Source organism: Telluria sp. ZT3P25 (genome assembly GCF_059685895.1).
Map to the genome: position 1 here is coordinate 1,224,213 of NZ_JCASIJ010000001.1, position 25,179 is coordinate 1,249,391.

Sequence of the window (25,179 nt, forward strand, 5' to 3'; positions counted from 1 at the left end):
AGAGCGAATAACCCGCTTACCGTCGCGCCCGCCGAGGCATGTCATCAAGAACGCGCCGATGTACAATCGTGCCTCGTTCTTATCGGCCTCCTCTATGCTCTCTCGACGTACTTCCCTCGTGGCCTGCGCCGCGCTGTTGCTGGCCGCCTGCGGCAGCACCCCGACCCCGGCTCCCGTCACTCCCGTTGCCGCCCCCAAGGCGGCGCCATTGCCTCCCAAGAAAATCCGTATCGGCCTGGCCCTCGGTGGTGGCGCCGCGCGCGGCTTCGCCCATATCGGCGTCATCAAGGCACTCGAAGCCCAGGGCATCTACCCGGAAATCGTCGTCGGCACCAGCGCCGGCTCGGTTGTCGGCGCGCTGTATGCGTCGGGCGTGAACGGCTTTGCGCTGCAAAAGACGGCGATGACCATGGACGAGGCCACCATCTCGGACTGGGCGCTGCCGCTGTTCAGCAAATCCACCGGCCTGCTCAAGGGTGAAGCACTGCAGAGCTATGTGAACAAGGCCGTCAACAACGTGCCGATCGAGAAGTTGAAACTGCGCTTCGGCGCCGTGGCCACCGACCTGAAAACGGGCCAGCCGATCCTGTTCAGCCGCGGCAATACGGGCATGGCCGTGCGCGCATCTTCCAGCGTGCCGAGCGTGTTCCAGCCTGTCGTCATCGGCAACAAGAGCTATGTCGACGGCGGCCTGGTCGCGCCGGTGCCGGTGCGCTACGTGCGTGACATGGGCGCCGACTTCATCATCGCGGTCAATATCTCGAGCGCGACCGAGGGCGCGGCAACGGCCAGCTCGCTCGACGTGCTGATGCAGACTTTCTCGATCATGGGCCAGCGCCTGAATCACTTCGAGCTCAAGGATGCCGACGTCGTCATCACGCCCGCGCTGGGCAATATGGGATCGAGCGATTTCGGTGGCCGCAACCTGGCCATCCTGGCGGGCGAGCAGGCCGCCGCCGCCGTCATGCCGCAAATCAAGGCCAAACTGAAACTCAAACAGCAAGTTCCCTGAGAAAGCCCACGATGAACACCAAACCTTACCTGACCCTGGCGGACGCCAAACAGATCGGCGCTGCCGCCGAAGCCGAAGCCCTCGCCAACGGCTGGGCCGTGTCGATCGCCATCGTCGACGATGGCGGCCACCTGCTGTGGCAGCAGCGCCTGGACGGCGCGCCGCCGATCTCGTCGCACATCGCACCCAGCAAGGCCAACACGGCCGCGCTCGGTCGCCGCGAGTCGAAGGTGTATGAAGACGTGATCAACGGCGGGCGCATGTCGTTCCTCAGCGCACCGAAGCTCGAAGGCATGCTCGAGGGTGGCGTGCCCGTCATCGTCGATGGCCACGTGATCGGCGCGGTCGGCGTCTCGGGCGTGAAATCGAACGAGGATGTGCAGATCGCCAGGGCCGGTATCGCCGCCCTGGGCACGGCGTAAATCAAGGGTACGGGCGCATGATTTTTGCAACTTCGGTGCCCGTATTTGCTGCAACGCCGCATTGCCGAATGCCGTTGTACGCGCTATAATTCGGAAGTTTATCTAATTCAAACTTCGCCGTAGCGCATACCCACCAACCCTCATTCAACATGACCTCCAACACCCGGCGCAAGCAGTGCAGCGGGGTTAGCTGGATGTCGGTCTGACGTGGCGCAGCTACGGCAACTTTTACGGGAGTTGCCCTTGCCGCCATTCTTTTCCGGCCCCTCTGTCCCGGCCATCCTGGCCCTTGCTGACGGGACCATCTTCAAAGGTTATTCCATTGGCGCCGTCGGTCACACGACCGGCGAGGTGGTGTTCAACACCGCCATGACCGGCTACCAGGAAATCCTTACCGACCCGAGCTATTCGCGTCAGATCGTCACGCTGACCTACCCGCACATCGGCAACTACGGCGTCAACACGAGCGACGTCGAAGCGTCGAAAGTGCACGCCGCTGGCCTGATCATTCGCGACCTGCCACTGCTGGCGTCCAACTTCCGCTCCACGCAGTCGCTCGGCGACTACCTGAAGGCCGAGAACGTCGTGGCGATTGCCGGCATCGATACCCGCAAGCTCACCCGCATCCTGCGCGAGAAGGGCGCCCAGGCCGGCGCGATCCTCACGTCGTCGCAGGGCGCCGAGCCATCGGCAGCGCAGGCACTCGAACTGGCACGCTCGTTCCCGGGTCTGGCCGGCATGGACCTGGCCAAGGTCGTCTCAGTCAAGGCGCCGTACGAGTTCACCGAAACCGAATGGAAGCTGGGCGAAGGCTTCGGCAAGCAGACCAATCCCCAGTACCACGTGGTCGCTTTCGACTACGGCGTCAAGCGCAACATCCTGCGCATGCTGGCCGAGCGCGGTTGCAAGGTCACTGTGCTGCCGGCGCAGTCCACCGCCGCCGACGCGCTGGCGCTGAACCCGGACGGTATCTTCCTGGCCAATGGCCCGGGCGACCCGGAACCATGCGACTACGCCATCGCCGCCTCGCGCGAGCTGATCGAAAAAGGCATTCCGACCTTCGGCATCTGCCTGGGTCACCAGATCATGGCGCTGGCTTCCGGCGCCAAGACCATGAAGATGAAGTTCGGCCACCACGGCGCCAACCACCCGGTGCAGGACCTCGATTCCAGAAAGGTCCTGATCACGTCGCAGAACCACGGCTTCGCGGTCGATCCGACCACCTTGCCCGCCAACTGCCGCGTCACGCACGTGTCGCTGTTCGACGGCTCGCTGCAGGGTTTCGAGCGTACCGACAAACCCGCGTTCTGCTTCCAGGGTCACCCGGAAGCCTCGCCTGGGCCGACCGACGTCGCCTACCTGTTTGACCGCTTCATCGGCCTGATGCAAGCAGCGGAGAAAAAATAATATGCCAAAACGTAGTGACATTAAAAGCATCCTGATCATCGGCGCTGGCCCGATCGTCATCGGCCAGGCCGTCGAATTCGACTACTCCGGCGCGCAAGCCTGCAAGGCCCTGCGCGAAGAGGGTTACAAGGTCATCCTGGTAAATTCGAACCCGGCCACGATCATGACCGACCCGGAAACGGCGGACGTGACCTACATCGAGCCGATCACCTGGAAGGTTGTCGAGCGCATCATCGAGAAAGAGCGTCCGGACGCGATCCTGCCGACGATGGGCGGCCAGACCGCGCTCAACTGCGCGCTCGACCTGCACCGTCACGGCGTGCTCGAAAAATACAAGGTCGAGCTGATCGGCGCGACGCCGGAAGCGATCGACAAGGCCGAAGACCGCCTGAAGTTCAAGAACGCCATGACCAAGATCGGCCTCGGTTCGGCGCGTTCGGGCGTGGCGCACACGATGGAAGAATCGTGGGTCGTGCAACGCGAGATGGGCTTCCCGACCATCATCCGTCCATCGTTCACGATGGGCGGCAGCGGCGGCGGCATCGCCTACAACGAAGAAGAATTCGAAGCGATCTGCAAGCGCGGCCTGGAAGCCTCGCCAACCTCGGAGCTCCTGATCGAAGAGTCGCTGCTCGGTTGGAAAGAGTACGAGATGGAAGTCGTGCGCGACAAGAACGACAACTGCATCATCATCTGCTCGATCGAGAACCTCGATCCGATGGGCGTGCACACGGGCGACTCGATCACCGTCGCACCGGCGCAGACCCTGACCGACAAGGAATACCAGATCCTGCGCAACGCGTCGATCGACGTGCTGCGTGAAATCGGCGTCGACACGGGCGGCTCGAACGTGCAGTTCGCGATCAACCCGAAAGACGGCCGCATGATCGTCATCGAGATGAACCCGCGCGTCTCGCGTTCGTCGGCGCTGGCCTCGAAAGCCACCGGCTTCCCGATCGCCAAGGTTGCGGCCAAGCTGGCCGTGGGTTACACGCTCGACGAGCTGCGCAACGACATCACGGGCGGCGCCACACCGGCCTCGTTCGAACCGTCGATCGATTACGTCGTCGTCAAGATTCCGCGTTTCACGTTCGAGAAATTTCCGACCGCCGACAAGCACCTGACCACGCAGATGAAATCGGTGGGTGAAGTGATGGCCATGGGCCGCACCTTCCAGGAAGCGTTCCAGAAAGCCCTGCGCGGCCTGGAAGTGGGCGTCGATGGCCTGAACGAAAAAACGCGCGACCGCGAAAAGATCGAAGAAGAGCTGGGCGAGCCTGGCCCGGACCGTATCTGGTACGTGGGCGACGCGTTTGCCCAGGGCTTCACGCTCGAAGAAGTGCACAGCCTGACCAAGATCGATCCGTGGTTCCTCGTGCAGATCAAGGAAATCGTCGACATCGAACTGTGGCTCGAGACGCAGACGCTCGAAGGCCTGGACAAGCCTGTCCTGTACAAGCTCAAGCAAAAAGGTTTTGCTGACCGTCGCCTCGCGTTCCTGCTGAAGGTCAAGCCCGAAGAAGTGCGCGCGCGCCGTCACGCGCTGAACATCCGTCCCGTCTACAAGCGCGTCGACACCTGCGCGGCCGAGTTCTCGACCGACACCGCGTACATGTACTCGACGTACGACGAAGAGTGCGAGTCGAACCCGACCGACAAGAAGAAAATCATGGTGCTGGGTGGTGGTCCGAACCGCATCGGCCAGGGCATCGAGTTCGACTACTGCTGCGTCCACGCCGCCCTCGCAATGCGCGAAGACGGCTACGAGACCATCATGGTCAACTGCAACCCAGAAACCGTCTCGACCGACTACGACACGTCCGACCGCCTGTACTTCGAGTCGCTGACGCTGGAAGACGTGCTCGAAATCGTCGAGCTCGAAAAGCCGGTCGGCGTGATCGTCCAGTACGGCGGCCAGACGCCATTGAAACTGGCGCTGGACCTGGAAGCGAACGGCGTGCCGATCATCGGCACCTCGCCGGACATGATCGACGCCGCCGAAGACCGCGAGCGTTTCCAGCAGCTGCTGCAAGAGCTGGGCCTGCGCCAGCCGCCAAACCGTACCGCCCGCACCGAGGCCGACGCTTTGACGCTGGCCGAAGAAATCGGGTATCCGCTGGTCGTGCGTCCATCGTACGTGCTGGGCGGCCGCGCGATGGAAATCGTCCACGAGCAGCGTGACCTCGAGCGCTACATGCGCGAAGCGGTCAAGGTCTCGCACGATTCGCCGGTGCTGCTCGACCGCTTCCTGAACGACGCCATCGAAGTCGACGTCGACTGCATCTCGGACGGCGAAGCCACCTTCATCGGCGGCGTGATGGAACACATCGAGCAGGCTGGCGTGCACTCGGGCGACTCGGCCTGCTCGCTGCCACCGTACTCGCTCACACAAGCGACGATCGATGAACTCAAGCGCCAGACCTCGCTGATGGCAAAGGCCCTGAACGTGGTCGGCCTGATGAACGTGCAGTTCGCGATCCAGCAGAAGGAAGAAAACGGTCAAACGGTTGATACTGTTTTTGTGCTGGAAGTGAACCCGCGCGCGTCCCGTACCGTGCCGTTCGTCTCGAAAGCCACCGGCCTGCAACTGGCCAAGATCGCCGCGCGCTGCATGGTTGGCCAGACGCTGGCGCAGCAGGGCATCACGAAGGAAGTGATCCCGCCATTCTTCAGCGTGAAAGAAGTCGTGTTCCCGTTCGTGAAATTCCCGGGCGTCGACACCATCCTGGGCCCCGAGATGAAATCGACCGGCGAAGTGATGGGCGTTGGCATGACCTTCGGCGAAGCCTTCGTCAAGTCGCAACTGGCAGCCGGCATCAAGCTGCCGCGCTCGGGCACCGTGTTCCTGTCGGTGAAGTCGTCCGACAAGCCGCGCGCAACGAGCGTGGCGCGTGATCTGGTGGCGCTGGGCTTCGACCTGGTCGCGACCAAGGGCACGGCTGCCGTGATCGCCGCCGCCGGGATTCCGGTGCGCGCCGTGAACAAGGTGCTGGAAGGCCGTCCGCACGTTGTCGACATGATCAAGAACCGCGAAATCGTCATGGTCGTCAATACCGTCGAAGAAAAGCGCAGTGCCATCGTCGACTCGCGTGCGATCCGTACGTCGGCCCTGGCCGCCCACGTGGTGACCTACACGACGATCGCCGGCGCCGAAGCGGCCATCGAAGGCATGCCCCATATCGACGAACTGCGTGTGTATGATTTACAAGGTCTTCATAAAACCTTAAACTAAGCAGACGCAGTACCCGTCACACTGGAAGTCCAGTCAACCACAGAGCTCGCGCGGCCTTGGCGCCGCGTGCCTCTGTGGTTTTCGCTTTCTTGTCGCGTCGGTACGATCCGCCTCGGCGGACCCGTCAAACAAACCAAGCAGAGAACCATGACCACACCACTGACCAAATTCGGCGCAGAACTCCTGAAAGAAGAGCTGCACCAGCTCAAGACGAAGGAACGCCGCAGCGTGATCGACGCGATCGCCGAGGCGCGTTCGCATGGCGACCTGTCCGAGAACGCCGAATACGACGCCGCCAAGGAACGCCAGGCGTTCGTCGAAGGCCGCATCGCCGAGCTGGAAAGCAAGCTGAGCACCTCGCAGGTGATCGATCCGACCACGCTCGACGCAGAAGGCCGCGTGGTGTTCGCCGCCACCGTCGACCTGGAAGACCTCGACTCGAGCCAGAAGGTCACGTACCAGATCGTCGGCATGGATGAGGCCGACCTCAAGATGAACAAGGTCTCGATCACGTCGCCAATCGCGCGCGCGCTGATCGGCAAGTACGCCGGTGACGTTGTCGAAGTGCAGGCGCCGTCCGGCCCGCGCGAATACGAAATCCTGGAAGTGCGCTACATCTGATGGACGGCGGCGCGCAAGCGGTGAGCACCGGCCGGGCAGGGCGCTTGCCGGCTGCGCGTCTGCTGGTGGCGGCGCTGTGGACCGGCAGCTTGTGGGCGCTGGGCTATATCGCCGCGCCAACGGCGTTCAAGGTGCTTGGCAGTGGGCAGGCCGGGGATCTGGTCGCCGTGCTGCTCACGCGCCAAGCGTGGCTGTCGATTGGCTGTGCAGTCGTGCTGGCGCTGTTACTGTGGCGCTCGACCGACCTTGCCGCGCCGCGCCGGCGCTTTCTCGGCTGGCTCGTGATCGCGATGCTGGCGTGCGCGCTGGCGATTTTCGTGGGCTTGCAGCCCGGGATGGCGCATCTGCGCGTGCTGGCGGGTGAGGCCGGGGTACGTGCGTCGCCGTACTGGACGCAGTTTGCCGTCATGCATGGCGTGTCGCAGGTGTTCCACATGATCCAGAGCGTGCTGGGGGCGTGGTTGCTGGTGAAGTTGCGGTAATTTTTAGCCCACCGTACGCGACACCGATATAAAAAAACCGGGTTGCCCCGGTCTTTTTTTTACTTGTTCAGCGAATTTTTCTTGGAGCTGGTCTGACGCGGCTTGGCGCGCTTGATGTTGCCGCCTGCCGTGACGCGCTCGTTACCCTTGAGCATGACCTTGGTGACGCTCGGCTTCTTGGTGCCGCTGGCGCTGGCCTTGACGATCGTGACTTCGCGCATGCCCGGGCCGGCCTTGCTGCTGCGTTCCTTGGCTGTCTCGACCTTCGGACGGTACAGCACCAGCAGCTTGCCGATGTGCTGGACCTGAGCCGCCTGGAGGTCGGCGCTGATCTTGTCGTACATGGCAACGCGCGCTTCGCGGTCGTCACCGAACACGCGCACCTTGATCAAGCCGTGCGAGTCGAGGCTGTTGGCGACTTCCTTCATCACGGATTCGGTCAGGCCGTCGGCGCCGATCATGACAACAGGATTGAGCCCGTGGGCTTCTGCGCGCAGAGCACTGCGCTCGGCCGGAGTGAGTTTAAGCATAATAAATTTTTTTTGATGGACCTATAAAAGCAGTATTCTACGCGAATGGCCAAGAACAAATTAAACAAAAACTGGTTACACGACCATATTAACGATCCCTACGTCAAACTCGCGCAAAAAGAGGGCTACCGCGCCCGCGCTGCTTACAAGCTGAAAGAAATCGACGAAGCCGAGAAACTCATCAAGTCCGGCAATGTCGTGGTCGACCTTGGCTGCACTCCCGGCAGCTGGGCCCAGTACACCCGGCGCAAACTGGCCGGCAAGGACGGTGGCGGCATCCACGGCACCATCATTGGCCTGGATATTCTGCCAATGGAACCCGTCGCCGATGTTCAATATATTCAGGGCGACTTCCGTGAAGAAGAGGTGCTGACGCAGCTCGACGTCGTGCTGGCCGATCGCAAGGTCGATGTCGTGCTGTCCGACATGGCGCCGAATCTGTCGGGTATCGGCCATGCCGACGCCGCCCGGATGGAACATCTGATCGATCTGGCAATCGAATTCTCGCAGGCGCATCTGAAGCCGGGCGGTGCTCTGCTGGTGAAGTGTTTCAAGGACATGGGTTTTACGCAGATCCTGGAGAAATTCCGCCTCGAGTTTACGACCGTGAAGCAAATCAAACCCAAGGCCAGCCGCGATAAATCGTCCGAGATTTTCCTGCTGGGCCGCGGTCTGAAAAATCCGAGTGCGTAATTGGCAGGTGGCGATCGATCAACCCCTTGAAATTTGGTCGCGCGGCCACCACATCTGCCGCGTGAACCCGTGTGTTGCAACTGCGTTTCGGGCAGTCGCAGCGACGGGAATGAATAAGACAGTCATTCGATGGTATTTCGACACTACGGCCGGAGTTGCGTGGCAGCGTTGGCTTATTGCGGGTAAAATCAGAATACTGAAATCGGTAGAGATGCGTACGCATCGGAGGAGTGCTCGTGAATAATATGTTTTCCAAATCCGCCATCTGGGTGGTCGTCGCGCTGCTGTTGTTCATGCTGTTCAAGCAGTTTGACACCCACAGCGTCGCTGGCGGCAGCAAGACCATCGCTTATTCCGAGTTGCTCGATGAAGTGAAGGCGCGCCGCATCAAGGAAGTCCTGATCGAGGGCACCAACATCACCGCCACGCGCGCTGATGACACCAAGGTGCGCGCGACCGCCACCGGTCTCGACCGTGGCCTGATCGGCGACCTGCGTGAAAACGGCGTGCGCTTCGATGTCAAGCCGCCAGAAGAAGCCTCGTTCCTGCAACAGGTCTTCATCTCGTGGTTCCCGATGCTCCTCCTGATCGGCGTGTGGGTGTTCTTCATGCGTCAGATGCAGGGCGGCGGCAAGGGCGGCGCGTTCTCCTTCGGCAAGTCGAAGGCACGCATGCTCGACGAAACCAACAACACCGTGACGTTCTCGGACGTCGCCGGTTGCGATGAAGCCAAAGAAGAAGTTTCCGAAATCGTTGACTTCCTGCGCGATCCAACCAAGTTCCAGAAACTGGGTGGCCGCATCCCGCGCGGCGTGCTGATGGTCGGTCCTCCAGGTACCGGTAAGACCCTGCTGGCCCGCGCCATCGCCGGTGAAGCCAAAGTGCCGTTCTTCTCGATCTCGGGTTCCGACTTCGTCGAGATGTTCGTCGGTGTCGGCGCCAGCCGCGTCCGTGACATGTTCGAGAACGCCAAGAAGCATTCGCCGTGCATCATCTTCATCGACGAGATCGACGCAGTCGGTCGTCACCGTGGCGCCGGCATGGGCGGCGGTAACGATGAGCGCGAACAGACGCTGAACCAGCTGCTGGTAGAGATGGATGGCTTTGAAGCGCAATCGGGCGTGATCGTCATCGCCGCCACCAACCGCGCCGACGTGCTGGATAAAGCGCTGCTGCGTCCGGGCCGTTTCGACCGCCAGGTGATGGTGGGCCTGCCGGATATCCGCGGCCGCGAACAGATCCTGAACGTGCACATGCGTAAAGTGCCAATTGGCACCGACGTGAAAGCCGACATCCTGGCCCGCGGTACGCCTGGCTTCTCGGGCGCCGATCTGGCCAACCTGGTCAACGAGGCAGCGCTGTTTGCAGCCCGTCGCAGCAAGCGTCTGGTCGAGATGATCGACTTCGAAGATGCGAAGGACAAGATCTTCATGGGTCCTGAGCGCAAGTCGATGGTCATCCGCGAAGAAGAACGTCGCAACACGGCCTACCACGAGTCGGGCCACGCAGTCATCGCCAAGCTGTTGCCAAAGGCTGATCCGGTGCACAAGGTCACGATCATGCCGCGCGGTTACGCGCTGGGCCTGACCTGGCAGCTGCCTGAACACGATGCACTGTCTGGCTACAAAGACAAGATGCTCGAAGAAATCTCGATCCTGTTCGGTGGCCGTATCGCCGAAGAGATCTTTGTGGGCCAGATGTCTACCGGCGCGTCGAATGACTTCTCGCGTGCGACCAAGCTGGCGCGTTCGATGGTGACCCGCTTCGGTATGTCCGACAGCATGGGCGTGATGGTCTACGAAGACAGCGAGAACGAAGGCTTCTTCGGCGGCGCCACCAAGACCATTTCGGAAGCGACCCAGCAAAAGGTCGACGCCGAGATCCGCGCCATCCTCGACACGCAGTACGCCCTGGCGCGCCGCCTGCTGGAAGAGAACCGCGACAAGGTCGAGATGATGACGAAGGCGCTGCTCGACTGGGAAACCATCGATGCCGACCAGATCAACGACATCATGGCCGGCCAGGAGCCACGCAAGCCGACGACGGTGCTGACCAAGCGCACGCCGCCAGGCGACAGCGGCCCTGGCGGTGTGGCGCCAAACGCCACTGCACCAGCCTGACGCTCGCGCTACCCCACGAAGGCACCCGCAAGGGTGCCTTTTTTCATGACGGCGTCTGCTTGCTGACCCAGAGCGTAGCGCCCGCACTACTGACACCATGAACAAGACACTGCAATGCGGCCAATTCCGCTTCGCGCTCGACGGCGCCGCCTCGCTCGAACCCGTCGTGATGGGCATCCTGAACATCACGCCTGATTCGTTTTCCGATGGCGGCCGCTACCAGGGGCTGGAATTCGCGCTGACCCAAGCCGAATCCATGATCCGCGATGGCGCCACGATGATCGACATCGGCGGCGAATCGACCCGTCCCGGTTCGCCTACCGTACCCCTCGATGAAGAGCTGCGCCGCGTGATGCCGACGCTGTACGCGCTGCGTACGCTGGACGTCGCGCTGTCGGTCGATACCACCAAGCCCGAGGTCATGCGCGAGGCGCTGATCGCTGGCGCCGACATGATCAACGACGTCAACGGCTTTCGCGCACCAGGAGCGCTGGAGGCGGTGCAGGACAGCGACTGCGGCCTGTGCGTGATGCACATGCAAGCCACGCCGGCCACCATGCAGCAGGCGCCCCGGTATGATGACGTGGTGGGGGAGGTGATTGCGTTCCTGGCCACGCGCATCGATGCGATGACGGCGGCCGGCATCGAGCGCAGCCGCATCTGCGTCGACCCGGGCTTTGGCTTCGGCAAGACGGTCGAGCACAATTACGCGTTGCTGCGCGGCCTGGGCCGTATCCGGGACGAACTTGGCCTGCCGGTACTGGCCGGCATGTCGCGCAAGTCCATGATCGGCGCCGTCACGGGGCGGCCGGTCGAGCAGCGTACGGCTGGCAGCGTTGGCGCGGCATTGGCTGCGGTAGCGCAGGGCGCTAGAATTGTGCGTGTGCATGATGTTGCGGAGACGGTCGATGCGCTGAAGGTATGGCACGCGGCCATGCATCCATAAAAATTCGTTTCAATAAGAGAAAAGAGAACTAGATGGCACGGAAATATTTCGGCACCGATGGCATTCGCGGCCTCGTGGGCGCAGCACCAATCACTCCTGATTTCGTCATGCGCCTCGGCTATGCCGCCGGCACCGTGCTGGCAAAGGGAAAGAAATCGAGCAGCGGCCGTCCCGTCGTTCTGATTGGCAAGGACACGCGCATCTCGGGCTATATGCTTGAGGCAGCGCTGGAGTCCGGCTTCTCGGCTGCTGGCGTCGACGTCATGCTGGCTGGCCCGATGCCAACCCCGGCCATTGCCTACCTGACGCGCGCGCTGCGCCTGCAGGCCGGCGTCGTGATCTCGGCTTCGCACAACCCGTTCCAGGATAACGGCATCAAGTTCTTCTCCGGCCATGGCACCAAGCTGCCAGACGCGGTGGAACTGGAAATTGAAGAGGCGATCGACCAGCCAATGGGCTGCGTGTCGTCGGACAAGCTCGGCCGCGTATCGCGCCTGCGCGACGCCCAGGGCCGCTACATCGAATTCTGCAAAAGCACGTTCCCGAACGAGCTCGACCTGCGCGGCCTGAAGATCGTCGTCGACAGCGCCCACGGCGCCGCCTACAACATCGCCCCGCACGTGTTCCATGAACTGGGCGCCGAAGTCATTTCCATTGGTGCCCAGCCGGACGGCTTCAACATCAACGCCGGCTTCGGCGCTACCGCGCCGCAGGCGCTGTCGGAAGCCGTCGTGGCCAACAAGGCCGACCTGGGCATCGCACTGGACGGCGACGCCGACCGCCTGATCATGGTCGACGCCACCGGTCGCGTCTATAACGGCGACGAGCTGCTGTACGTGATGGTGCGCGACCGCATGAGCACCGGCCCCGTGGCCGGCGCTGTGGGCACCCTGATGACGAATATGGCGCTCGAAGTGGCGTTCAAGGAAATGGGCATCGGCTTTGCGCGCGCGAAGGTAGGCGACCGCTACGTGCTCGAAGTCATGAGGGAGCGTGGCTGGCTGTTCGGCGGAGAAGGGTCGGGCCATCTGCTGGCACTGGACAAGCACACCACCGGCGACGGCATCGTCTCGGCCCTGCAAGTGCTGTCGGCGCTGGTACGCGGCAACAAGTCGCTGGCTGAATGCTGCAACGAGCTCACGCTGTTCCCGCAAACCCTGATCAACAAGAAAGTCGCACCGGGCTTCGACTGGACGGCCGATGCGGCGATGGTCGCCGAGAAGGAAGCAGTCGAGCGCGAGCTGGGCGACAACGGCCGCGTGCTGATCCGCGCATCGGGCACCGAGCCACTGATCCGGGTGATGGTCGAGGCGAAAGAGGCCGAACTTGCGGACAGCCTGGCACGGCGTATTGCGGCCAAGTTGTCGACATAAATGCGCTGACCGAAGCGCTGTCGTCGGCATCGCATCAAGCGGCTGTCAGGCACTGGTGTTTCGCGAACGATTGTCATATAATGTTGCCCACGGCGGAGTGTAGCGCAGCCCGGTAGCGCACCTGGTTTGGGACCAGGGGGTCCAAGGTTCGAATCCTTGTACTCCGACCAGCAAGATTCATCAAAACAGGCCGTCATCGACGGCCTGTTTTGTTTTCCGGTCTCATCGTTTTGCACCGCCCTTAGCTCAGTCGGATAGAGCAACAGCCTTCTAAGCTGTGGGTCGGGGGTTCGATTCCCTCAGGGCGGGCCAGATTCCTCAATACTTTCAAACGCTTGCCGCATTCGCTCGCTGCCTATTCTTTGTGCAACGCGCTATTCAATCCGGCTTGCGCTATTCAAATGCCAGTTTTCCGGGTTTCACACGCTCAGGCCGGCGGCGATACACGCGCTGCGTGAGCTGACTATCGGCATGCGCGAGCAGCGCGCGGGCATGTTCCAGCGACTCGGCATCGCTCGCGCACTTCGCGCGCAGGTCGTGCTCGGTGAACCTTTCCTTGACGTTGGTCTCGGCCAAGATTCGCTCCATGAATCGTTGCCACATCGAGTCCCATCCGCTCGCGGTCCCCTTGTCTTCGTTGAAATATCCTTCGCCCTTGCGCGTGCAGAACAGCCAAGGCGATATATCGACGGGCCGGACTGCCCTCGCAGTTGCGACCGCACTGGTCAGCTCTGGCGACCACTCGATGATGACGCGCTTGCCGGTGCTGCCTTGGGTCTTGCTCGGGGTGACGTGAATCCCATCCTGCTGCAGCGCGGCGCTGGTCAGGCGCAGGAGATCGCCGCGGCGCAGGCCGGTCAGCAGTTTGATCCTGATGTATGCCTGCAGCACGAGCACGCTTCCTTTCTTCCGCTTGCTGGCCAGGGCCAGGCATTCGATCAGCTCCCAGTCGTCGACGTAGCGCTCGCGCGGCTTCTCGCCCTCGAGGCGCACCTCGCCCTTGAACGGGTGACGGTCCATGTAACCCCACATCACAGCCATCGTGAACGCGTGCGAGAGGACGTCGATCGCGCGATTCGCAGCGACTGGCGTGGCCTTGCGCTTGTCCGCGTACTGGTAGACGTGCTGCGGCCGCAGCCAGGTCAGTGGCGCGGCGCCGAACACCGCCCGCAGCGAGCGCACGGCACGCTGGTTCTCGACCTGAGTACGAACCGCCTTCTTCGGGATCACTTCCAGTGCGTAGCGGTCGAGCAGGGCGCCGATCGTCTTGGCCTGGTCGACCGACTCCAGGCGCGCCGCCCACTCCTTGTAGGCTTCGGGCAGCGTAGCGCCGAGCCGGAACTTCCTTTTTCCGTCCCATCGATCCTCGAGGCCCGTCGGCACCTGGTAAAAGACCGCGCCATGCTCGATCTTCCAGCGCGCCGGCAGCCCGACGTTCTCCTTGTTGCGCTTTCTAGGCATTCAGCCCACCCCAGTTCGGTACAAATTCTTTCGTCTTCGGCTGTCGATCCTTCCCGGCCCCGAATTCCTTTTCGACGTGCGCGCGCAGCACGGCCAGCGTGCCGTCGGCACGGTGCTTGAAGGCGATCCCCATCGAGCGTAGCATCTTCGCTTGGGCAGTCCGCTGCACGCGCTTGGTCATGCTCTTCAGCTCGTCATCATCGAGAAACATCTGATCCATCATTTCCCCCTCGATCCTTTTTCCGATTCTGCGGCGCCGGGCAGAAGTCCGCGATAGCAGCCGCTGTGAAACGCCTTCTTGGCCTGCGCGCCACCCGGTGACGGCGCGCGCACGTACCGCTCGTTCTTCTGCACGGTCATGCCGCAGAAGGCGCACAGGTGATCGCAGCGCGCCGTGTGCGTGATATGGTCAAGTTGCACGGATTTCTCCGGCGATCTGCTCGTCTAGGTCGGGCAGCATCACCAACCACGGAGCTCTGTTACTGCAAGTCTCCCTCCAGCCATCCTTCATGCGACACGTCAAAATCAGGTGAGTTGAATCGGGCTGTAGCTCGGTTGATCCGGGGTGCATAGAATTCATATGCACCGTCATGCCTACCGCGTACCCCACAAGCTTTCGACCTGGTTCTGTCGCCTGGCACCCATCGGCTGGTTGAGAATCGGGGGGCGTGCATCCCGATGGCGCAATTGCTGCACGCGCATTCCAGGCTGCTCTAGCCCATCGCAGAGCCTGAATGACGCTGTTTGACTCGGCAGGATGAAACTTCACCAGTCCATCGGCAGTTTTTATCCAAGCTTCGAATGCTTCGTTTTCGGTATCAGCCATTGATGCCCCCTTGAGACAAAAAGTGGGCCATCACGGCAGCGTGCGCGGTGTCCCACAGGTCCGGTTCGCCTACGAACAGGAAGGTCACGAAAAGGCAGAATAGCCCCAGCACCACGACTGCCAGAGATTCTAGAAAGTCCTCCATCATTCGCCTCCCTGGTTGCCGTGGAATTGGGCGGCGCGCCGGTTCTCGTAGTTGTGCAGCAGGCCGATCTTCCCGGTCGCGCAGCGGTCGAGCGATTGCCACGCGCCTGGCTTCTGCGTTTCGAGCTTGTCGCCGAGCGGCACGATACAGTTGCACCACAACGCGGCTGCGCGTGGCCCGTCGCGGCGCGGGCTTTTCATGAGGTACAGCCAGCCGTGGTTCTCGTCGAGGCGCTTGAGGCGCGCCAGCTTCGCCTTGCGGCGTCGTTTAGCGGCGCTCATGCAGCACCGCCGTCGAGCTGGGCGGCGCGCGCCTGTCGTTTGGCTGCGCGTTGTTCGCGTTTCGCCTCTGCCGCTGACAGGGCTTGCATGTCACGCTCAGTCAACGGCGCCGGCAATTGCGGCAAACCCCTACTCAGCGGAATGCACATGTCAATAGCTCTGTCGAGTGGTGAGCCTGCCATCAGGCCAGCGCATAGAACGTTGATGTTGTGACCGGCGAGCATGGCCCGCAGCTGCTGCGAGCTCGTGTTATGACCGACAACTAGCACGGTGCGATCATCCATCACGCACCTCCCTTCGGCGCGGCGGCGCGGTCTATGCGTTCGATCTCGGCAAGCACCAACGCGCCGGCCTTGACTAGCACCTCGCGGCTCACGATAGCCCGCCTTCCTGGCGCTCGCCTGATGCAGACGCCGGCACCGCCGTGCGGTTGATCCGGCGCGCCCATGCCCAAATCGGCCCGTCTTCGCTGTCGTGGATCGAGAACGTGAACCAGCCATCGCCGGCGGGTTCTTCCGGCGCCCAGCTCGAAGCGTTGCACTCGCCGTTCTCGAACCATGCGTCGTAGAGAGGGTGATCAGGATCACTCTCCAGCGCGTTGTATTTCATTTCAAGGCTGATGGCCTTCACCCATGCCAAATACGAGTCGACGTCTTCGTCGAAGTTCGGGATTGCGGGATGCGACCACCAGCCGTTCTCGTCTCGATCAACTGGCACGGGCCCGATCGCTTTCCAGGACTGGCTCAGTATCGCTGGCTGGGCAGATCGTGCGGCGACGGCATCGATGAGGCGGAGGTTGATCTGGTCGACGAGTGCACCGGCGGCCGTGGACACCTCGACCACCAGCACGCGCTCGTGCTTTTTGCCACGATGCTGGAAGGCGCTGCCGGCCGGACCGACTTCGCCATAGTTTTCGCCGGTCATGCACAGCGACCAGATGCGCGGCATCGCTGGGCGATCAGCGTCCATCAACATTTGGACGGGTACGCCAAATGCACGGGCAATTCGCTCTTTGGTGAGCTGGATGGCTTGGGTGATGGTCATCGGTTTCCCTCTCGGTCTCGGTTAATGCGGCGCGGCATTGCCATCGCCAGCTTGTTTTCGGCACGCACACGATGCGCTTGCGCGATCGTGGCTGCTGCTTCTGCGACCACCAGCTTGCGGAGCAGGTCGCGGGCCATCTCTTCGTCGCTCTCGTAGTTGGGGCGCAATTCTTCGAAGGTCATAGTGGCCACCCGTGGGCGATGGCCGAGGCGCACAGGGCGCAATACAGCAGCACAGCGGCGCACTTCCACTTGATGGCGCGCAGGCGGTGCTCGTTGAACGTAGATTTCACTGCAGCACCTCCGCTATGGCCTTATTGACGTGCAGGATGCGCAGCGCGAGCGCAGCTGCTTCCGCCTGGTTGATCGCGTCGTCCAGGGCGTGGTGGTGCGTGCCGCCGCGGCGGTCGACCTTCACCCCTGCCAAGTCGTAAAGGGTGCGGGTGTCGCGAACGCTCCAGAACTCCCATGGCGCCGGAATGCCGCACGCACGGTAGGCGGCATCAAGCAGCGGAACGTCGAACGTCGCGCCATGGCACCACGGGTACTTCGCGCTCTGCTCGAGCATCCACTCGCGGAAGCAAGCCAGCACGGCGCCGAGCGGCAGGGCGTCGGCTGGGAACGCAGCGGCGCGCGCCTCCTCGCTCTGGCGCATCCACCACTCCACCGTAGCCGGATCGATGGTTAGGCCGACGTCGGTGCACGAGGAGAGCTGAATCGCGGAGTAGAACTGTGCGCCAAGGCCATCCATTCCGAACATGACTGCGCCGATGCTCAGGATCGCCGAGCCGGGCGTGGTACCGAGCGTCTCGGTGTCAATCATGACGTCGCTCATCTTGGCCAGGCCGGGGGCAGCATCGCGCCAGTCCAGCTGCTTGACGGGCTGCACTTTGTCGTCCAGGCGCCGTAACAGCTCGCCATTGACGGCCGAGGGAATAATCCGCTCATGTTCTTGGATGGTTGGCGCTGCATCCGTGGTGTTGGTCATTGTCATTTCCTTGACTCCGGTGGGCGTGCGGCTGCGAAAGCTTTTTCAATCGCGGCTGCTCGTTGATAGCGGCTGGACTGGACGTTAATGCGCGACTGCTGAATGGCTTGGCGGTCGGCAGGCGTCAGCGATTGCGAGTCGGCGCTGGGCGCGCGGCGTACGCGGTACTTCATGCCCGCGCCTCACCGCCCATCGCTTCGACCAGGTCCGCCAGCAGCTTGGCCAGTTCGCCAGACATGAGAGCGAAGTCGCTGTCGAAGCGCTCGTCGGCGTCATGCACGCCGAAGGCGCCTTCCTTGAGCACGTCCAGCGGTTTGATGCTCTTGATAGCCAGAGATTCGTCCAGTACGAAGCTGATGCGGTCGTTCCACGTCAGCGCGAGACGCGTGCACTGTTTGCCAGCGGCGATGTGGCGCCGGGTGTCCTGTGGGTCCAGAGTGTGGCGCTTGTATCCGACCTGGGCACGGCTCTCGCCGGTAGCGCGCAGCGTCGCATCCTGGTCGATCGTAAAGCCGTACGGCGCTTCATCGGCTTCGAGCCAGCCAGTCATCACGGCCACCGGCGAACGCTGCACGCGTAGCGATTCCAGCGGCATCTTGTCGACTGCCTTGAGCAGCAGCTTCACGACGTCGTCAGCCTTGGCCGGGCCCGACGCATCGACCACGAGCCAGCCATTGACCGGATCGATCCATACGAGCACCGCCGAACGGATCGGAAACGCGCGCGGCAGCAGCTCGTCGGCGACGCGCTCTTTCAATTCACGCATCGCCTTCTTCCCTGGGCGGAACCCTTGCTGCTCTTCCAGCTCATCGGCGCGCGCTGCGGCGATCTGGTTGATTACCTTTGCTGGCAGTACCTTCTTCTCGGTAACGAGCTGCAGCAAGAATTGGCTGTTCGCTACATGCACGAGTGGCGCGTGCGCGCCGCGTGGCGACTGCCACCCTTGGCGCAGCAGCTCGCTGCTCGACGCTGGCGTGAACGCCTGATGCGCGAGAGCGGTCGCCAGCGCGTCGGCGGTCATTGCGTACGGCGCCGGCAGGCGGTAGATCTGGAGGTTTCGGAAAAACATCGTGGTTCCTTCGTTATCGGGAAGTCAGTTACAGGTGTGGCGCGATCGGACCGATTGCGCCGGCCAGGCAGATCAGCAGGGCCAACAAAGTGAGCATCACGCCCGGGTGGCGCTCGGCCCAGTCCATGCCAAAGAAAAGTAAGAAGCGAATCATCGTGACCTCAAGTTTTTGATTTGGCCCGCGCGACGGGCTGACGGCTCGGCTTTGAGCGGGTAGGGTTGAGCGCGACAGCTTCGTCGCGTTCTTCGGTGAGCTTCTGCAGGGTGGCGCGGGTGATTGCGGCCATCGTCGCGGCGTCCCGGTTGGGGTGGGAGCCGTAGTGCTCAGTGACGCCGCGCCGGCCGGGGCCGTATCCCACGGTCACCGAGTACTCGTCGGGGTCGTGTTTGATGTTCAGCGCGTGCTTGATGGCGAGCGCGCCAGCGGCCCGAGGGTCGCGCCGCCACTTCGACATGATCTCGCTTGTGCGAATGCCGCTGCCGCTGCCGACACGGCCCGTCATCAGGTAGACGTTTGAGTCGATCGACAGACCCAGGCCACCGGGCATCGAAGTGCGCACGCGTAGGTCGAGCCGCGCAATCTCGCGCTCGTCGGCAATCGCCTTTTTCAGGTAGTCCTGGTCGTACTGCTGGGTCATGCGCATGCCCATCCCGACGTCAAGGCCGCAGCGCTGTTCTGGGAAGCGCGCTGCTGCTCCGTCCGATAGCGCAACTGCCCAGGCGGCAGGGTGCGACGACCGAGTTCGTTGCACATTTCCAGGCGGCGCGGGCAGCCGATGGAGGCCACCAGGCCAGCGCACTGCAGTTCCGTGGTTTTGCGTTTCATGATCTTTCTCCATAGCGCCGCGCTGCGGCTCGTTGTCGGCGTCGCAGCTGGTGGTGCTCAGCTCGAGTCGTTAATGAATACTTTACCCTCAGGTAAAAACAAACGCAACAAAAAAATATACCCAAAGGTAAAAAATTAGGTAAAATTCTTCAATCCGTCGAATTCGATAGATCGCAAGCCTGGGGCAGGGAGGGGAAACCGCCGACGCTCAGGCTCAAGTGCCAAGGACGACCGGGAGGGCAACGCGTGGGTGGATCGTAGAGCGCGCCGGGGGACAGGTAGAGATGCCTGGGAAGTCTGCGAACAAGCGAAAGTGTCCGAAGGCGAAAGCATGGGATGCAGTAGCCCACCACGGAGGTCGATCAACGTCGACCGCTTTAGGGAGGGTTACGCTCTGGAACCGAGGCTCTGCTGGGATAAAGCGAAGCCAATAACTTAGAAACATCTGCCTGATCAGCCAAGAACAAAGCTTGAACAGTACCTATAAAGGGTGCTTAGCAAAAAAAGGCTCAAAAATGTCGCGAAAACTGACGCTGGCGCTCTATCTGGATGGCAGGGGGGCGGTAAAGTCGCTGACCCGCATCGAAGCGGAGGCGTTTGGCGTGCCATACCCCCTGGTATCAGGCTGGCCGGCACGTTATGAAAACATCGAGATAACTTCGGCCATGCTTGAGGATCTGGCGCAGCGCATCACATCTGCATGCCGGTCAACTGCGAAGAAGGCGCGTCGAGGCCTTGCTAGTGCAGCATCCGAAGGGAGTTATCAAGAGCTCCAGCATATTTTCGACGACGGGTTGGATCAAGCTGCGCCTTCGGTGAGTCCAGTCTCGATGTCTATTGCGCGAGTATTTGTGATTCGTCCGTCAAAACGTATTCGCAAACGTATGCTTCGCACTCGTATGCTTTGCACTAGCTGATTGGTGATGGCGAAGATGGGAGTTCAAATAGGGGTGACCTGAAGTGGGCTACTCGTCGTTGCCGGACTTAAGAAGCGGAAGCTGTTGAGGAATTCGCGGGACGTCACCCATTTTGATCGTAGGAATCCCTAGTAATTCCGCGTCGGCTATTAATCCTTCGTCATCAGTGTAAACGGCAGTTACTCGTCGGGCTGATGCGATGGCAAGAATCTGACGGTCTATCTTTATTTTCTGCCACGCGGCAGTCGATACACCCTTTTTATTTCCAGTCTTAGCACGTATTTGTCGGTCGATGAAGCCACACTCGATGGCTGCCATTTCATCAAAAGGAATTATCTGCACGCCACCCTTACTGCGAACAGCTTTAGAAAAAGCGGAGGCCGCGTTGCCCGCGCCGCTCAAAAATTCAGCCCAAGAGGGCGCTGGAATTCCAATCGTTCGCCTGCGCCCAAGAGAAGCTAGGAAAGACTGCAACCACGCGTCGTCCAGGGAGCTTTGAGCGAGGGTAATAATGAAATTCGCGTCAAGTAGTATCAATCTAGTCCCCGCACTTTACGCCATTCTTCAGCTGGATCACTGTGGTCCAGCCATGCATTGTCGGATATTTTATGGAATCGGACTAATACATCCTCGGCAAAGGAATCATCGACAGGTTCCCATGTTTGAATTGCTAGGCTCTCGATCCTCCAACCAACCGGGCCGCGGATCCATTTCCCAATCCCGTGAATCCGGATCGGCTTGTCTAAATAGTGCGTCGCGAGACGCTTCGCCTGAGCATAGCCTTTTACAACGCACCGTATGACCGTCCCGTCATGATCTTGGATATGAACCGGAATTGTGTCGTCACGGCCACCAATTTTTATTACGACTCCATCAACTGTCGTAGGCTGCGTTATTGTTATGGTTTCTTCCGCGACCGCATCTCTGCCAGGGAAAACAAGAATGTTTTCACCCTGTTGAGCGTAGATGGTTGCTGCCGCGTTGTCGCGCTTCAATAGTTTGCCCAGAGCTGTATATGCCCGGAGAGCATCAGGTGGTGGGGCGCCACGTTTAACCAACGTCAGGCGGGCACGCACTTGCTGGACCACCGGTTCATCAAGCTGCGCTGCTAATTTAACGCTGCCTCGGCTTAGGCCGGCGAAATGGACGTGCTCCTCGCTGCCGTACAGAGCTGATAGCTCCTTCAGGTATTCAGCAAGACGTGCCATCGGTATAGTGTCCGGTGACAAGCTATCAATTCGGAATGTTAGTAACTCTATATTGTCCATTTCGCACCTCGGCCACATTATCGCAGGATGGACATGAGGCGTCCCTGCCTGTTACAAATGTGTATGTTCGCGCAGGCGCGCTTACGACACGACTTGCAGGAGATCGTCAATTACTGTCTCGAACCGTCGCGCTTCGAAGGCCACTGTAACTCCGTGCGTTAAGTCATCCGACGGGCTCAACAAGCGATATTCAGGTGTCTTTTAGCTGCGCTGCAATTCATCGCAAGCTCGATAGTGCGTCCCACCTTCGGGTTGAAGATCGTAAAAATCAAGAAGCTTGTGCCATTGCACTGCGCTCTGATCGATCCATCGGCGTGGCGTGTTGCCCCAGATACCTTCTTGCATGCTGGATGGTTCTCTTTGATGATTCTGGTAGCTACGGCTCGGGCGTCACCTTCGGGCGCTGCTCCAATGCTGATCCCAGCAGCATTTACGGCGGCCGGAGCCAATACGAGGCTCACAAGCATTGCGAGGGCGACAAAGGTTTTCTGCATTTTGGACTTTGAGTTTGGCATCTAAGCGTACCGTTTAGCTAGCGAGTATAGCTTGGTCGAAGGCAGCGAAATCTAGCCAAAAGTCACCGGAGATAGGGAGCAAGTTCGCGCCCTTGTCACTGTCATAAATCTTCGGTTTTCTGCGCTGTTTTCATGGCGGGCTTTTCGTTCAAGAAGTCGAGTAGCCCTTCGCCCTCCTTCAGGATGACAGGCACAGGTGCAGGCGCCGCTGGACGCATTGAGGCAAACCCGGTCAAGATCGCGCCGACAACTGCGAGCACGCCGGAGAAGATTAGCAAGTTCTGGCGCTGGTCCATAAGATTAACGTTCGCGACGCTCATTGCGGGGATACGGACCCCGTAGCCGAGGTCTCTGGACTCCACTTCGACATTGACCTTCATATTGAGCGCGAAAACGCTGAGCGCCAAGCCGACCACCAAAATTAAGATGCCGAAGAATTTCATTTTATAGACCTGTGCAGGGTTCGAATTCCCGACATCTGAGCGTGCCGTTTCGCTCGCGGGAGTATAGCTGAGCGATCAGTGCCGGAATCTCGCCAATACTCACTGGGCCGGTCGTCGGCAGTCAGTTGCGGTGAGCTCTTGCCACTCGATGTCAGCCGCCTCCGCGAGTAGTTCGAACAGCGGCCGTTCTGAGTCATTCGCCGCGTAAGCGCGGGCAGTGCGCCAGGTCGAGTCGTCGCAAGCCACTAGCACTGCTGGAAGCGCAAATTGCCGCTGCAGTTTATCGACTAGATCTGGCGCATGCCGGTCGCCTAACTGCCACCGCTCCACGAGCCCGACAACCGTGCGCACTCCGCGCACTCGCAAAACTGCGTAGTGCATTACAGCCTTTCGCTTTCCTTACGCACCACGCGACCGACAATGATGCAGTCGCCTCCCTGGCATACCCTGCGGTAAAACTTGCGCTGGTCCGTGTGGTCTGAGGTGAGCCACCATTGCCCTGCATCTCGCGTCAGACGCTTCACCAATGGCTCGCCTTCATAGTTGATGGCGTAGACGTTGCCGTCTGATGGCCGCGTGTCAGCCAGATTGACAACGACCAGGTCATCCTCGTAAAGCGTTGGCTCCATACTCTCGCCCTTCACACGGATAGCGATCAGCTGCTCACGGTTATAGCCGTTTCGCTCGATCCAGTCGGTCGGGACCGTCGTGGTCGATCCGTCGAATCGTTCCGGTTCTACTTGGAAGCCACTGATCCCTGCGGAAAGGCGCAGCCTCACTTTGGGTATATGGGTCAAAGCGGGATCGTCGCTGTCTACTACGCGAACTGGCCTAGCGCCAGGCAGCAGCCTGAGAGCTTCTTCTTTCGAAAGTGGGGTTGTGGTTGCCTCTGCCGGCGCTTCGACTTCAGGCGCGGCTAAGCCGTCTCGCTCACTAACCGCGAGGAGTTCGTTGTCTAGCTGTCCTCTTGGTAGTGCCAGCGCGTCCTCAATTACATCGCGCATGTCCTCGCCGATGCGCTTCTTCCCAACTTTGCCGTCGGCGTACAACATCCGCGACACATAGGACGCCGATCGACCAATCTTGTCCGCCAGCGTCGCTGCCTTCCCACCGCAATGGGTGCGTAGAAGAGCTAACAAGTTGAGCCTGCGTATTTCAAATTTGTCCATGCGGCATTCAATCAGCAATTTACTTGCAGGTAAATGACCTATGGGTATTGACTTCAACTTTACCTGCGGGTAAATTATGCGCATGGACAAATTGCTTAAGTACCTCAACTCCTTGGCAAAGGACGAGCGCGCAGCATTCGTCTCGGCCTGCGGGACGAGTGAGGGATACCTCCGGAAGGCTGCTAGCCGCCACCAATCGTTTCGTGCCGAGCTATGCATTTTGCTCGAGCGCGAATCTAGCGGAGCAGTTCGTTGCGAGGATCTGTTGCCTGATGCGGACTGGGCGTATATCCGCTCGCAGTCGTCGGGAACTTCGAGTGGGTCGCTTAGATCCACTGACGCCGCGCCAGACTTAGCCTGATCGACTGCGTGCAGCCGGCGGTATGACATCTGGGCGGGTAAAGCGGTCATGAAGTCGATCTCCTATTAAGTGTTTTCAGATTAGCTTTCTAAATGGAAAAAGTCATGAAGATGTGTCCTCAGAAAAACTCGCTCGTTGATCTTCTTCGCACGGCCGTCGAGGCATGGCGCTGGGACAGCGGTCAAATGAGTCGCGAGACCGCCGCCATCCATGTGATGGAAGCGCACGAGCGGATCGGAGCTGACCGTGCCACGGGCCTTACGTTCGACTCGACCAGCAAGGACGCTTACACCCGCGCCAAGAGCGCCGCACAGAAGCTATACCGCTGGCTCGGTGGCGACGACGAGCAGGACGCGAAGCTGCCGGCCAACATGGTTCCGTCGATTCTCGCCGCGCTGCCGATGGATTGCCGCGTGCACGTGCTCAACCAGATTCTCTGCACGCTCGGCGTCGAGGTTCGCCAGGCTGGCCAGACCGCTGATGTCGGCTTCGACGCGATCAAACACCTGCTCAGCATTACGAAAGAGGGCGCCGAAGCAAAGATGGCGCTGCTCACCGTGGCGCCGGACGCCAGCGATGCCGAGCTGCTCGCTGCCCATACGGAGCTCGTCGAGGCGGCCCAGGCGTACGAAGCCGCTGCCGCTGACCTGAAAGCGAAGATCACTGCTCGCCAGGCGCTGGCCCGGGCGAGCGCCTAGTCGACGTAGGCAGTACCCAGACGGCGGGATGGCGCCGTCACCAATATCACATCAGGGAGCGGAATTGACGAACGTACCAAAGCTGCTGGACGCGCTGCGCGAGCGCTTCCAGATCAAGAGCGACGCGGCGTTGGCGCGTGAGTTGGAAGTCTCGCCAGCGCAAATCAGCAAGATGCGCGCCGGATCGGCCTTGGGCCCGTCGACGATCTTGAGCATCCACGAGCACCTGGGCGTACCGGTGAAAGAGATTCGCGAGTTGGCGCAGTAAAGAGGGCCCCCAGCGGATGTTTGCTGAGAGGCACGAAACGAAAAAGCCCGGCTGCAACCGGGC

At 61.0% G+C, this 25,179-nt stretch carries 30 protein-coding genes and 2 tRNA genes; 15 read left to right on the forward strand and 17 right to left on the reverse strand.

Translation table 11 applies throughout. The features are described from left to right. Nucleotides 1-94 precede the first annotated feature (94 nt). The 6 genes from AC56LY_RS05500 (at nucleotide 95) to AC56LY_RS05525 (ending at nucleotide 7,176) form a co-directional block, all read left to right on the forward strand. Nucleotides 95-1,012: a patatin-like phospholipase family protein gene (locus AC56LY_RS05500; protein WP_183551109.1), complete on the forward strand. Its 918-nt coding sequence runs from the start codon at nucleotides 95-97 to the stop codon at nucleotides 1,010-1,012. Between the two features lie 11 nt (nucleotides 1,013-1,023). Further along, nucleotides 1,024-1,434, forward strand: a complete 411-nt coding sequence (locus AC56LY_RS05505; RefSeq protein ID WP_499577230.1) for a GlcG/HbpS family heme-binding protein — start codon at nucleotides 1,024-1,026, stop codon at nucleotides 1,432-1,434. A 243-nt stretch (nucleotides 1,435-1,677) separates the two neighbouring features. After that, nucleotides 1,678-2,841 carry a glutamine-hydrolyzing carbamoyl-phosphate synthase small subunit gene (carA, locus tag AC56LY_RS05510; protein WP_499577232.1) on the forward strand — a complete coding sequence of 388 codons (1,164 nt, stop codon included), beginning with the start codon at nucleotides 1,678-1,680 and terminating at the stop codon, nucleotides 2,839-2,841. 1 nt (nucleotide 2,842) lies between these two features. Continuing rightward, complete coding sequence (gene carB / locus AC56LY_RS05515; RefSeq protein WP_499577236.1) at nucleotides 2,843-6,073, forward strand: carbamoyl-phosphate synthase large subunit; 3,231 nt, start codon at nucleotides 2,843-2,845, stop codon at nucleotides 6,071-6,073. Between the two features lie 147 nt (nucleotides 6,074-6,220). Continuing rightward, a complete protein-coding gene (gene greA / locus AC56LY_RS05520; RefSeq protein ID WP_183551119.1) occupies nucleotides 6,221-6,694 on the forward strand; it encodes a transcription elongation factor GreA in 474 nt (157 codons plus the stop codon). Between the two features lie 20 nt (nucleotides 6,695-6,714). Beyond that, complete coding sequence (locus AC56LY_RS05525; protein ID WP_499577238.1) at nucleotides 6,715-7,176, forward strand: DUF4149 domain-containing protein; 462 nt, start codon at nucleotides 6,715-6,717, stop codon at nucleotides 7,174-7,176. A gap of 59 nt (nucleotides 7,177-7,235) precedes the next feature. On the opposite strand, the gene yhbY is transcribed toward AC56LY_RS05525, so the two are convergent. Further along, complete coding sequence (yhbY, locus tag AC56LY_RS05530; RefSeq protein ID WP_258837587.1) at nucleotides 7,236-7,706, reverse strand: ribosome assembly RNA-binding protein YhbY; 471 nt, start codon at nucleotides 7,704-7,706, stop codon at nucleotides 7,236-7,238. 45 nt (nucleotides 7,707-7,751) lie between these two features. Between yhbY and AC56LY_RS05535 the strand changes: the two genes are divergently transcribed. From AC56LY_RS05535 to AC56LY_RS05560, 6 genes are all read left to right on the forward strand, one after another. Beyond that, on the forward strand, nucleotides 7,752-8,399 hold the full coding sequence (locus AC56LY_RS05535) for an RlmE family RNA methyltransferase (protein WP_482898340.1): 648 nt from the start codon (nucleotides 7,752-7,754) through the stop codon (nucleotides 8,397-8,399). A 236-nt stretch (nucleotides 8,400-8,635) separates the two neighbouring features. Next, nucleotides 8,636-10,519, forward strand: a complete 1,884-nt coding sequence (ftsH, locus tag AC56LY_RS05540; protein ID WP_499574595.1) for an ATP-dependent zinc metalloprotease FtsH — start codon at nucleotides 8,636-8,638, stop codon at nucleotides 10,517-10,519. A gap of 97 nt (nucleotides 10,520-10,616) precedes the next feature. After that, nucleotides 10,617-11,465: a dihydropteroate synthase gene (gene folP / locus AC56LY_RS05545; RefSeq protein WP_499577241.1), complete on the forward strand. Its 849-nt coding sequence runs from the start codon at nucleotides 10,617-10,619 to the stop codon at nucleotides 11,463-11,465. A 32-nt stretch (nucleotides 11,466-11,497) separates the two neighbouring features. After that, nucleotides 11,498-12,838 carry a phosphoglucosamine mutase gene (glmM, locus tag AC56LY_RS05550; RefSeq protein WP_499577242.1) on the forward strand — a complete coding sequence of 447 codons (1,341 nt, stop codon included), beginning with the start codon at nucleotides 11,498-11,500 and terminating at the stop codon, nucleotides 12,836-12,838. A gap of 93 nt (nucleotides 12,839-12,931) precedes the next feature. After that, nucleotides 12,932-13,008: transfer RNA gene (locus AC56LY_RS05555), tRNA-Pro, on the forward strand. Nucleotides 13,009-13,073: 65 nt separating this feature from the next. After that, nucleotides 13,074-13,150 (forward strand) — tRNA-Arg (locus AC56LY_RS05560). Nucleotides 13,151-13,231: 81 nt separating this feature from the next. Here AC56LY_RS05560 and AC56LY_RS05565 read toward each other — a convergent pair. The 12 genes from AC56LY_RS05565 to AC56LY_RS05620 all read right to left on the reverse strand — a co-directional run bounded on the left by AC56LY_RS05565 (nucleotide 13,232) and on the right by AC56LY_RS05620 (nucleotide 19,477). Further along, nucleotides 13,232-14,299, reverse strand: coding sequence for a tyrosine-type recombinase/integrase (locus AC56LY_RS05565; protein ID WP_499577243.1), 1,068 nt, complete (start codon nucleotides 14,297-14,299; stop codon nucleotides 13,232-13,234). After that, complete coding sequence (locus tag AC56LY_RS05570; protein WP_499577245.1) at nucleotides 14,292-14,522, reverse strand: DUF4224 domain-containing protein; 231 nt, start codon at nucleotides 14,520-14,522, stop codon at nucleotides 14,292-14,294. The genes AC56LY_RS05565 and AC56LY_RS05570 overlap by 8 nt, the downstream gene beginning before the upstream one ends. After that, complete coding sequence (locus tag AC56LY_RS05575; protein WP_499577247.1) at nucleotides 14,519-14,719, reverse strand: hypothetical protein; 201 nt, start codon at nucleotides 14,717-14,719, stop codon at nucleotides 14,519-14,521. Before AC56LY_RS05575 ends, AC56LY_RS05570 begins: the two co-directional genes overlap by 4 nt. A 550-nt stretch (nucleotides 14,720-15,269) precedes the next feature. Next, nucleotides 15,270-15,551, reverse strand: a complete 282-nt coding sequence (locus AC56LY_RS05580) for a hypothetical protein (RefSeq protein ID WP_499577249.1) — start codon at nucleotides 15,549-15,551, stop codon at nucleotides 15,270-15,272. Further along, nucleotides 15,548-15,835, reverse strand: coding sequence for a hypothetical protein (locus AC56LY_RS05585; protein ID WP_499577252.1), 288 nt, complete (start codon nucleotides 15,833-15,835; stop codon nucleotides 15,548-15,550). The genes AC56LY_RS05580 and AC56LY_RS05585 overlap by 4 nt, the downstream gene beginning before the upstream one ends. 88 nt (nucleotides 15,836-15,923) lie before the next feature. Next, entirely contained in the window at nucleotides 15,924-16,595 is a 672-nt protein-coding gene (locus AC56LY_RS05590) for a hypothetical protein (protein ID WP_499577254.1), read from the reverse strand. Continuing rightward, complete coding sequence (locus AC56LY_RS05595) at nucleotides 16,592-16,777, reverse strand: hypothetical protein (RefSeq protein WP_499577255.1); 186 nt, start codon at nucleotides 16,775-16,777, stop codon at nucleotides 16,592-16,594. Before AC56LY_RS05595 ends, AC56LY_RS05590 begins: the two co-directional genes overlap by 4 nt. A 106-nt stretch (nucleotides 16,778-16,883) precedes the next feature. Continuing rightward, nucleotides 16,884-17,582 (reverse strand): 3'-5' exonuclease, encoded by a 699-nt coding sequence (locus AC56LY_RS05600; RefSeq protein WP_499577257.1) that lies wholly within the window; start codon nucleotides 17,580-17,582, stop codon nucleotides 16,884-16,886. Between the two features lie 169 nt (nucleotides 17,583-17,751). Beyond that, nucleotides 17,752-18,651 carry a recombination-associated protein RdgC gene (locus tag AC56LY_RS05605; protein WP_499577259.1) on the reverse strand — a complete coding sequence of 300 codons (900 nt, stop codon included), beginning with the start codon at nucleotides 18,649-18,651 and terminating at the stop codon, nucleotides 17,752-17,754. 28 nt (nucleotides 18,652-18,679) lie between these two features. Beyond that, nucleotides 18,680-18,805, reverse strand: a complete 126-nt coding sequence (locus AC56LY_RS05610) for a hypothetical protein (protein WP_499577260.1) — start codon at nucleotides 18,803-18,805, stop codon at nucleotides 18,680-18,682. 7 nt (nucleotides 18,806-18,812) lie between these two features. Continuing rightward, nucleotides 18,813-19,295, reverse strand: coding sequence for a hypothetical protein (locus tag AC56LY_RS05615; RefSeq protein ID WP_499577261.1), 483 nt, complete (start codon nucleotides 19,293-19,295; stop codon nucleotides 18,813-18,815). Then, nucleotides 19,286-19,477: a hypothetical protein gene (locus AC56LY_RS05620; RefSeq protein WP_499577263.1), complete on the reverse strand. Its 192-nt coding sequence runs from the start codon at nucleotides 19,475-19,477 to the stop codon at nucleotides 19,286-19,288. The genes AC56LY_RS05615 and AC56LY_RS05620 overlap by 10 nt, the downstream gene beginning before the upstream one ends. Nucleotides 19,478-19,947: 470 nt before the next feature. Here AC56LY_RS05620 and AC56LY_RS05625 point away from each other — a divergent pair, with 470 nt between their 5' ends. Next, nucleotides 19,948-20,394 (forward strand): hypothetical protein, encoded by a 447-nt coding sequence (locus tag AC56LY_RS05625; protein WP_499577265.1) that lies wholly within the window; start codon nucleotides 19,948-19,950, stop codon nucleotides 20,392-20,394. A gap of 48 nt (nucleotides 20,395-20,442) precedes the next feature. On the opposite strand, the gene AC56LY_RS05630 is transcribed toward AC56LY_RS05625, so the two are convergent. From AC56LY_RS05630 to AC56LY_RS05645, 4 genes are all read right to left on the reverse strand, one after another. Next, the gene (locus AC56LY_RS05630; RefSeq protein ID WP_499577267.1) at nucleotides 20,443-20,931 is read right to left on the reverse strand and encodes a type II toxin-antitoxin system VapC family toxin; all 489 of its coding nucleotides are present in this window, start codon (nucleotides 20,929-20,931) and stop codon (nucleotides 20,443-20,445) included. Beyond that, nucleotides 20,928-21,602, reverse strand: coding sequence for a hypothetical protein (locus AC56LY_RS05635; RefSeq protein WP_499577268.1), 675 nt, complete (start codon nucleotides 21,600-21,602; stop codon nucleotides 20,928-20,930). Before AC56LY_RS05635 ends, AC56LY_RS05630 begins: the two co-directional genes overlap by 4 nt. Nucleotides 21,603-22,278: 676 nt before the next feature. Continuing rightward, entirely contained in the window at nucleotides 22,279-22,620 is a 342-nt protein-coding gene (locus AC56LY_RS05640; RefSeq protein WP_499577269.1) for a hypothetical protein, read from the reverse strand. Nucleotides 22,621-23,000: 380 nt separating this feature from the next. After that, complete coding sequence (locus tag AC56LY_RS05645; RefSeq protein ID WP_499577271.1) at nucleotides 23,001-23,789, reverse strand: S24 family peptidase; 789 nt, start codon at nucleotides 23,787-23,789, stop codon at nucleotides 23,001-23,003. Between the two features lie 465 nt (nucleotides 23,790-24,254). On the opposite strand from AC56LY_RS05645, the gene AC56LY_RS05650 reads away from it, so the two are divergent. Together AC56LY_RS05650 and AC56LY_RS05655 are read left to right on the forward strand one after the other, a co-directional pair. Continuing rightward, on the forward strand, nucleotides 24,255-24,848 hold the full coding sequence (locus tag AC56LY_RS05650; RefSeq protein WP_499577273.1) for a toxin YdaT family protein: 594 nt from the start codon (nucleotides 24,255-24,257) through the stop codon (nucleotides 24,846-24,848). A gap of 64 nt (nucleotides 24,849-24,912) precedes the next feature. Next, nucleotides 24,913-25,116, forward strand: coding sequence for a helix-turn-helix domain-containing protein (locus tag AC56LY_RS05655; protein WP_499577274.1), 204 nt, complete (start codon nucleotides 24,913-24,915; stop codon nucleotides 25,114-25,116). Nucleotides 25,117-25,179: the final 63 nt, after the last annotated feature.

Bases quoted from the DNA above. Each gene is read 5' to 3' on its own strand.
- AC56LY_RS05500 (WP_183551109.1), top strand. From the start codon at position 95: ATGCTCTCTCGACGTACTTCCCTCGTGGCCTGCGCCGCGCTGTTGCTG.
- AC56LY_RS05505 (WP_499577230.1), top strand. From the start codon at position 1,024: ATGAACACCAAACCTTACCTGACCCTGGCGGACGCCAAACAGATCGGC.
- carB (WP_499577236.1), top strand. From the start codon at position 2,843: ATGCCAAAACGTAGTGACATTAAAAGCATCCTGATCATCGGCGCTGGC.
- greA (WP_183551119.1), top strand. From the start codon at position 6,221: ATGACCACACCACTGACCAAATTCGGCGCAGAACTCCTGAAAGAAGAG.
- yhbY (WP_258837587.1), bottom strand. From the start codon at position 7,706: ATGCTTAAACTCACTCCGGCCGAGCGCAGTGCTCTGCGCGCAGAAGCC.
- AC56LY_RS05535 (WP_482898340.1), top strand. From the start codon at position 7,752: ATGGCCAAGAACAAATTAAACAAAAACTGGTTACACGACCATATTAAC.
- folP (WP_499577241.1), top strand. From the start codon at position 10,617: ATGAACAAGACACTGCAATGCGGCCAATTCCGCTTCGCGCTCGACGGC.
- glmM (WP_499577242.1), top strand. From the start codon at position 11,498: ATGGCACGGAAATATTTCGGCACCGATGGCATTCGCGGCCTCGTGGGC.
- AC56LY_RS05565 (WP_499577243.1), bottom strand. From the start codon at position 14,299: ATGCCTAGAAAGCGCAACAAGGAGAACGTCGGGCTGCCGGCGCGCTGG.
- AC56LY_RS05570 (WP_499577245.1), bottom strand. From the start codon at position 14,522: ATGATGGATCAGATGTTTCTCGATGATGACGAGCTGAAGAGCATGACC.
- AC56LY_RS05580 (WP_499577249.1), bottom strand. From the start codon at position 15,551: ATGAGCGCCGCTAAACGACGCCGCAAGGCGAAGCTGGCGCGCCTCAAG.
- AC56LY_RS05585 (WP_499577252.1), bottom strand. From the start codon at position 15,835: ATGGATGATCGCACCGTGCTAGTTGTCGGTCATAACACGAGCTCGCAG.
- AC56LY_RS05590 (WP_499577254.1), bottom strand. From the start codon at position 16,595: ATGACCATCACCCAAGCCATCCAGCTCACCAAAGAGCGAATTGCCCGT.
- AC56LY_RS05595 (WP_499577255.1), bottom strand. From the start codon at position 16,777: ATGACCTTCGAAGAATTGCGCCCCAACTACGAGAGCGACGAAGAGATG.
- AC56LY_RS05600 (WP_499577257.1), bottom strand. From the start codon at position 17,582: ATGACCAACACCACGGATGCAGCGCCAACCATCCAAGAACATGAGCGG.
- AC56LY_RS05605 (WP_499577259.1), bottom strand. From the start codon at position 18,651: ATGTTTTTCCGAAACCTCCAGATCTACCGCCTGCCGGCGCCGTACGCA.
- AC56LY_RS05610 (WP_499577260.1), bottom strand. From the start codon at position 18,805: ATGATTCGCTTCTTACTTTTCTTTGGCATGGACTGGGCCGAGCGCCAC.
- AC56LY_RS05615 (WP_499577261.1), bottom strand. From the start codon at position 19,295: ATGCGCATGACCCAGCAGTACGACCAGGACTACCTGAAAAAGGCGATT.
- AC56LY_RS05620 (WP_499577263.1), bottom strand. From the start codon at position 19,477: ATGAAACGCAAAACCACGGAACTGCAGTGCGCTGGCCTGGTGGCCTCC.
- AC56LY_RS05635 (WP_499577268.1), bottom strand. From the start codon at position 21,602: ATGGCACGTCTTGCTGAATACCTGAAGGAGCTATCAGCTCTGTACGGC.
- AC56LY_RS05640 (WP_499577269.1), bottom strand. From the start codon at position 22,620: ATGAAATTCTTCGGCATCTTAATTTTGGTGGTCGGCTTGGCGCTCAGC.
- AC56LY_RS05645 (WP_499577271.1), bottom strand. From the start codon at position 23,789: ATGGACAAATTTGAAATACGCAGGCTCAACTTGTTAGCTCTTCTACGC.
- AC56LY_RS05650 (WP_499577273.1), top strand. From the start codon at position 24,255: ATGAAGATGTGTCCTCAGAAAAACTCGCTCGTTGATCTTCTTCGCACG.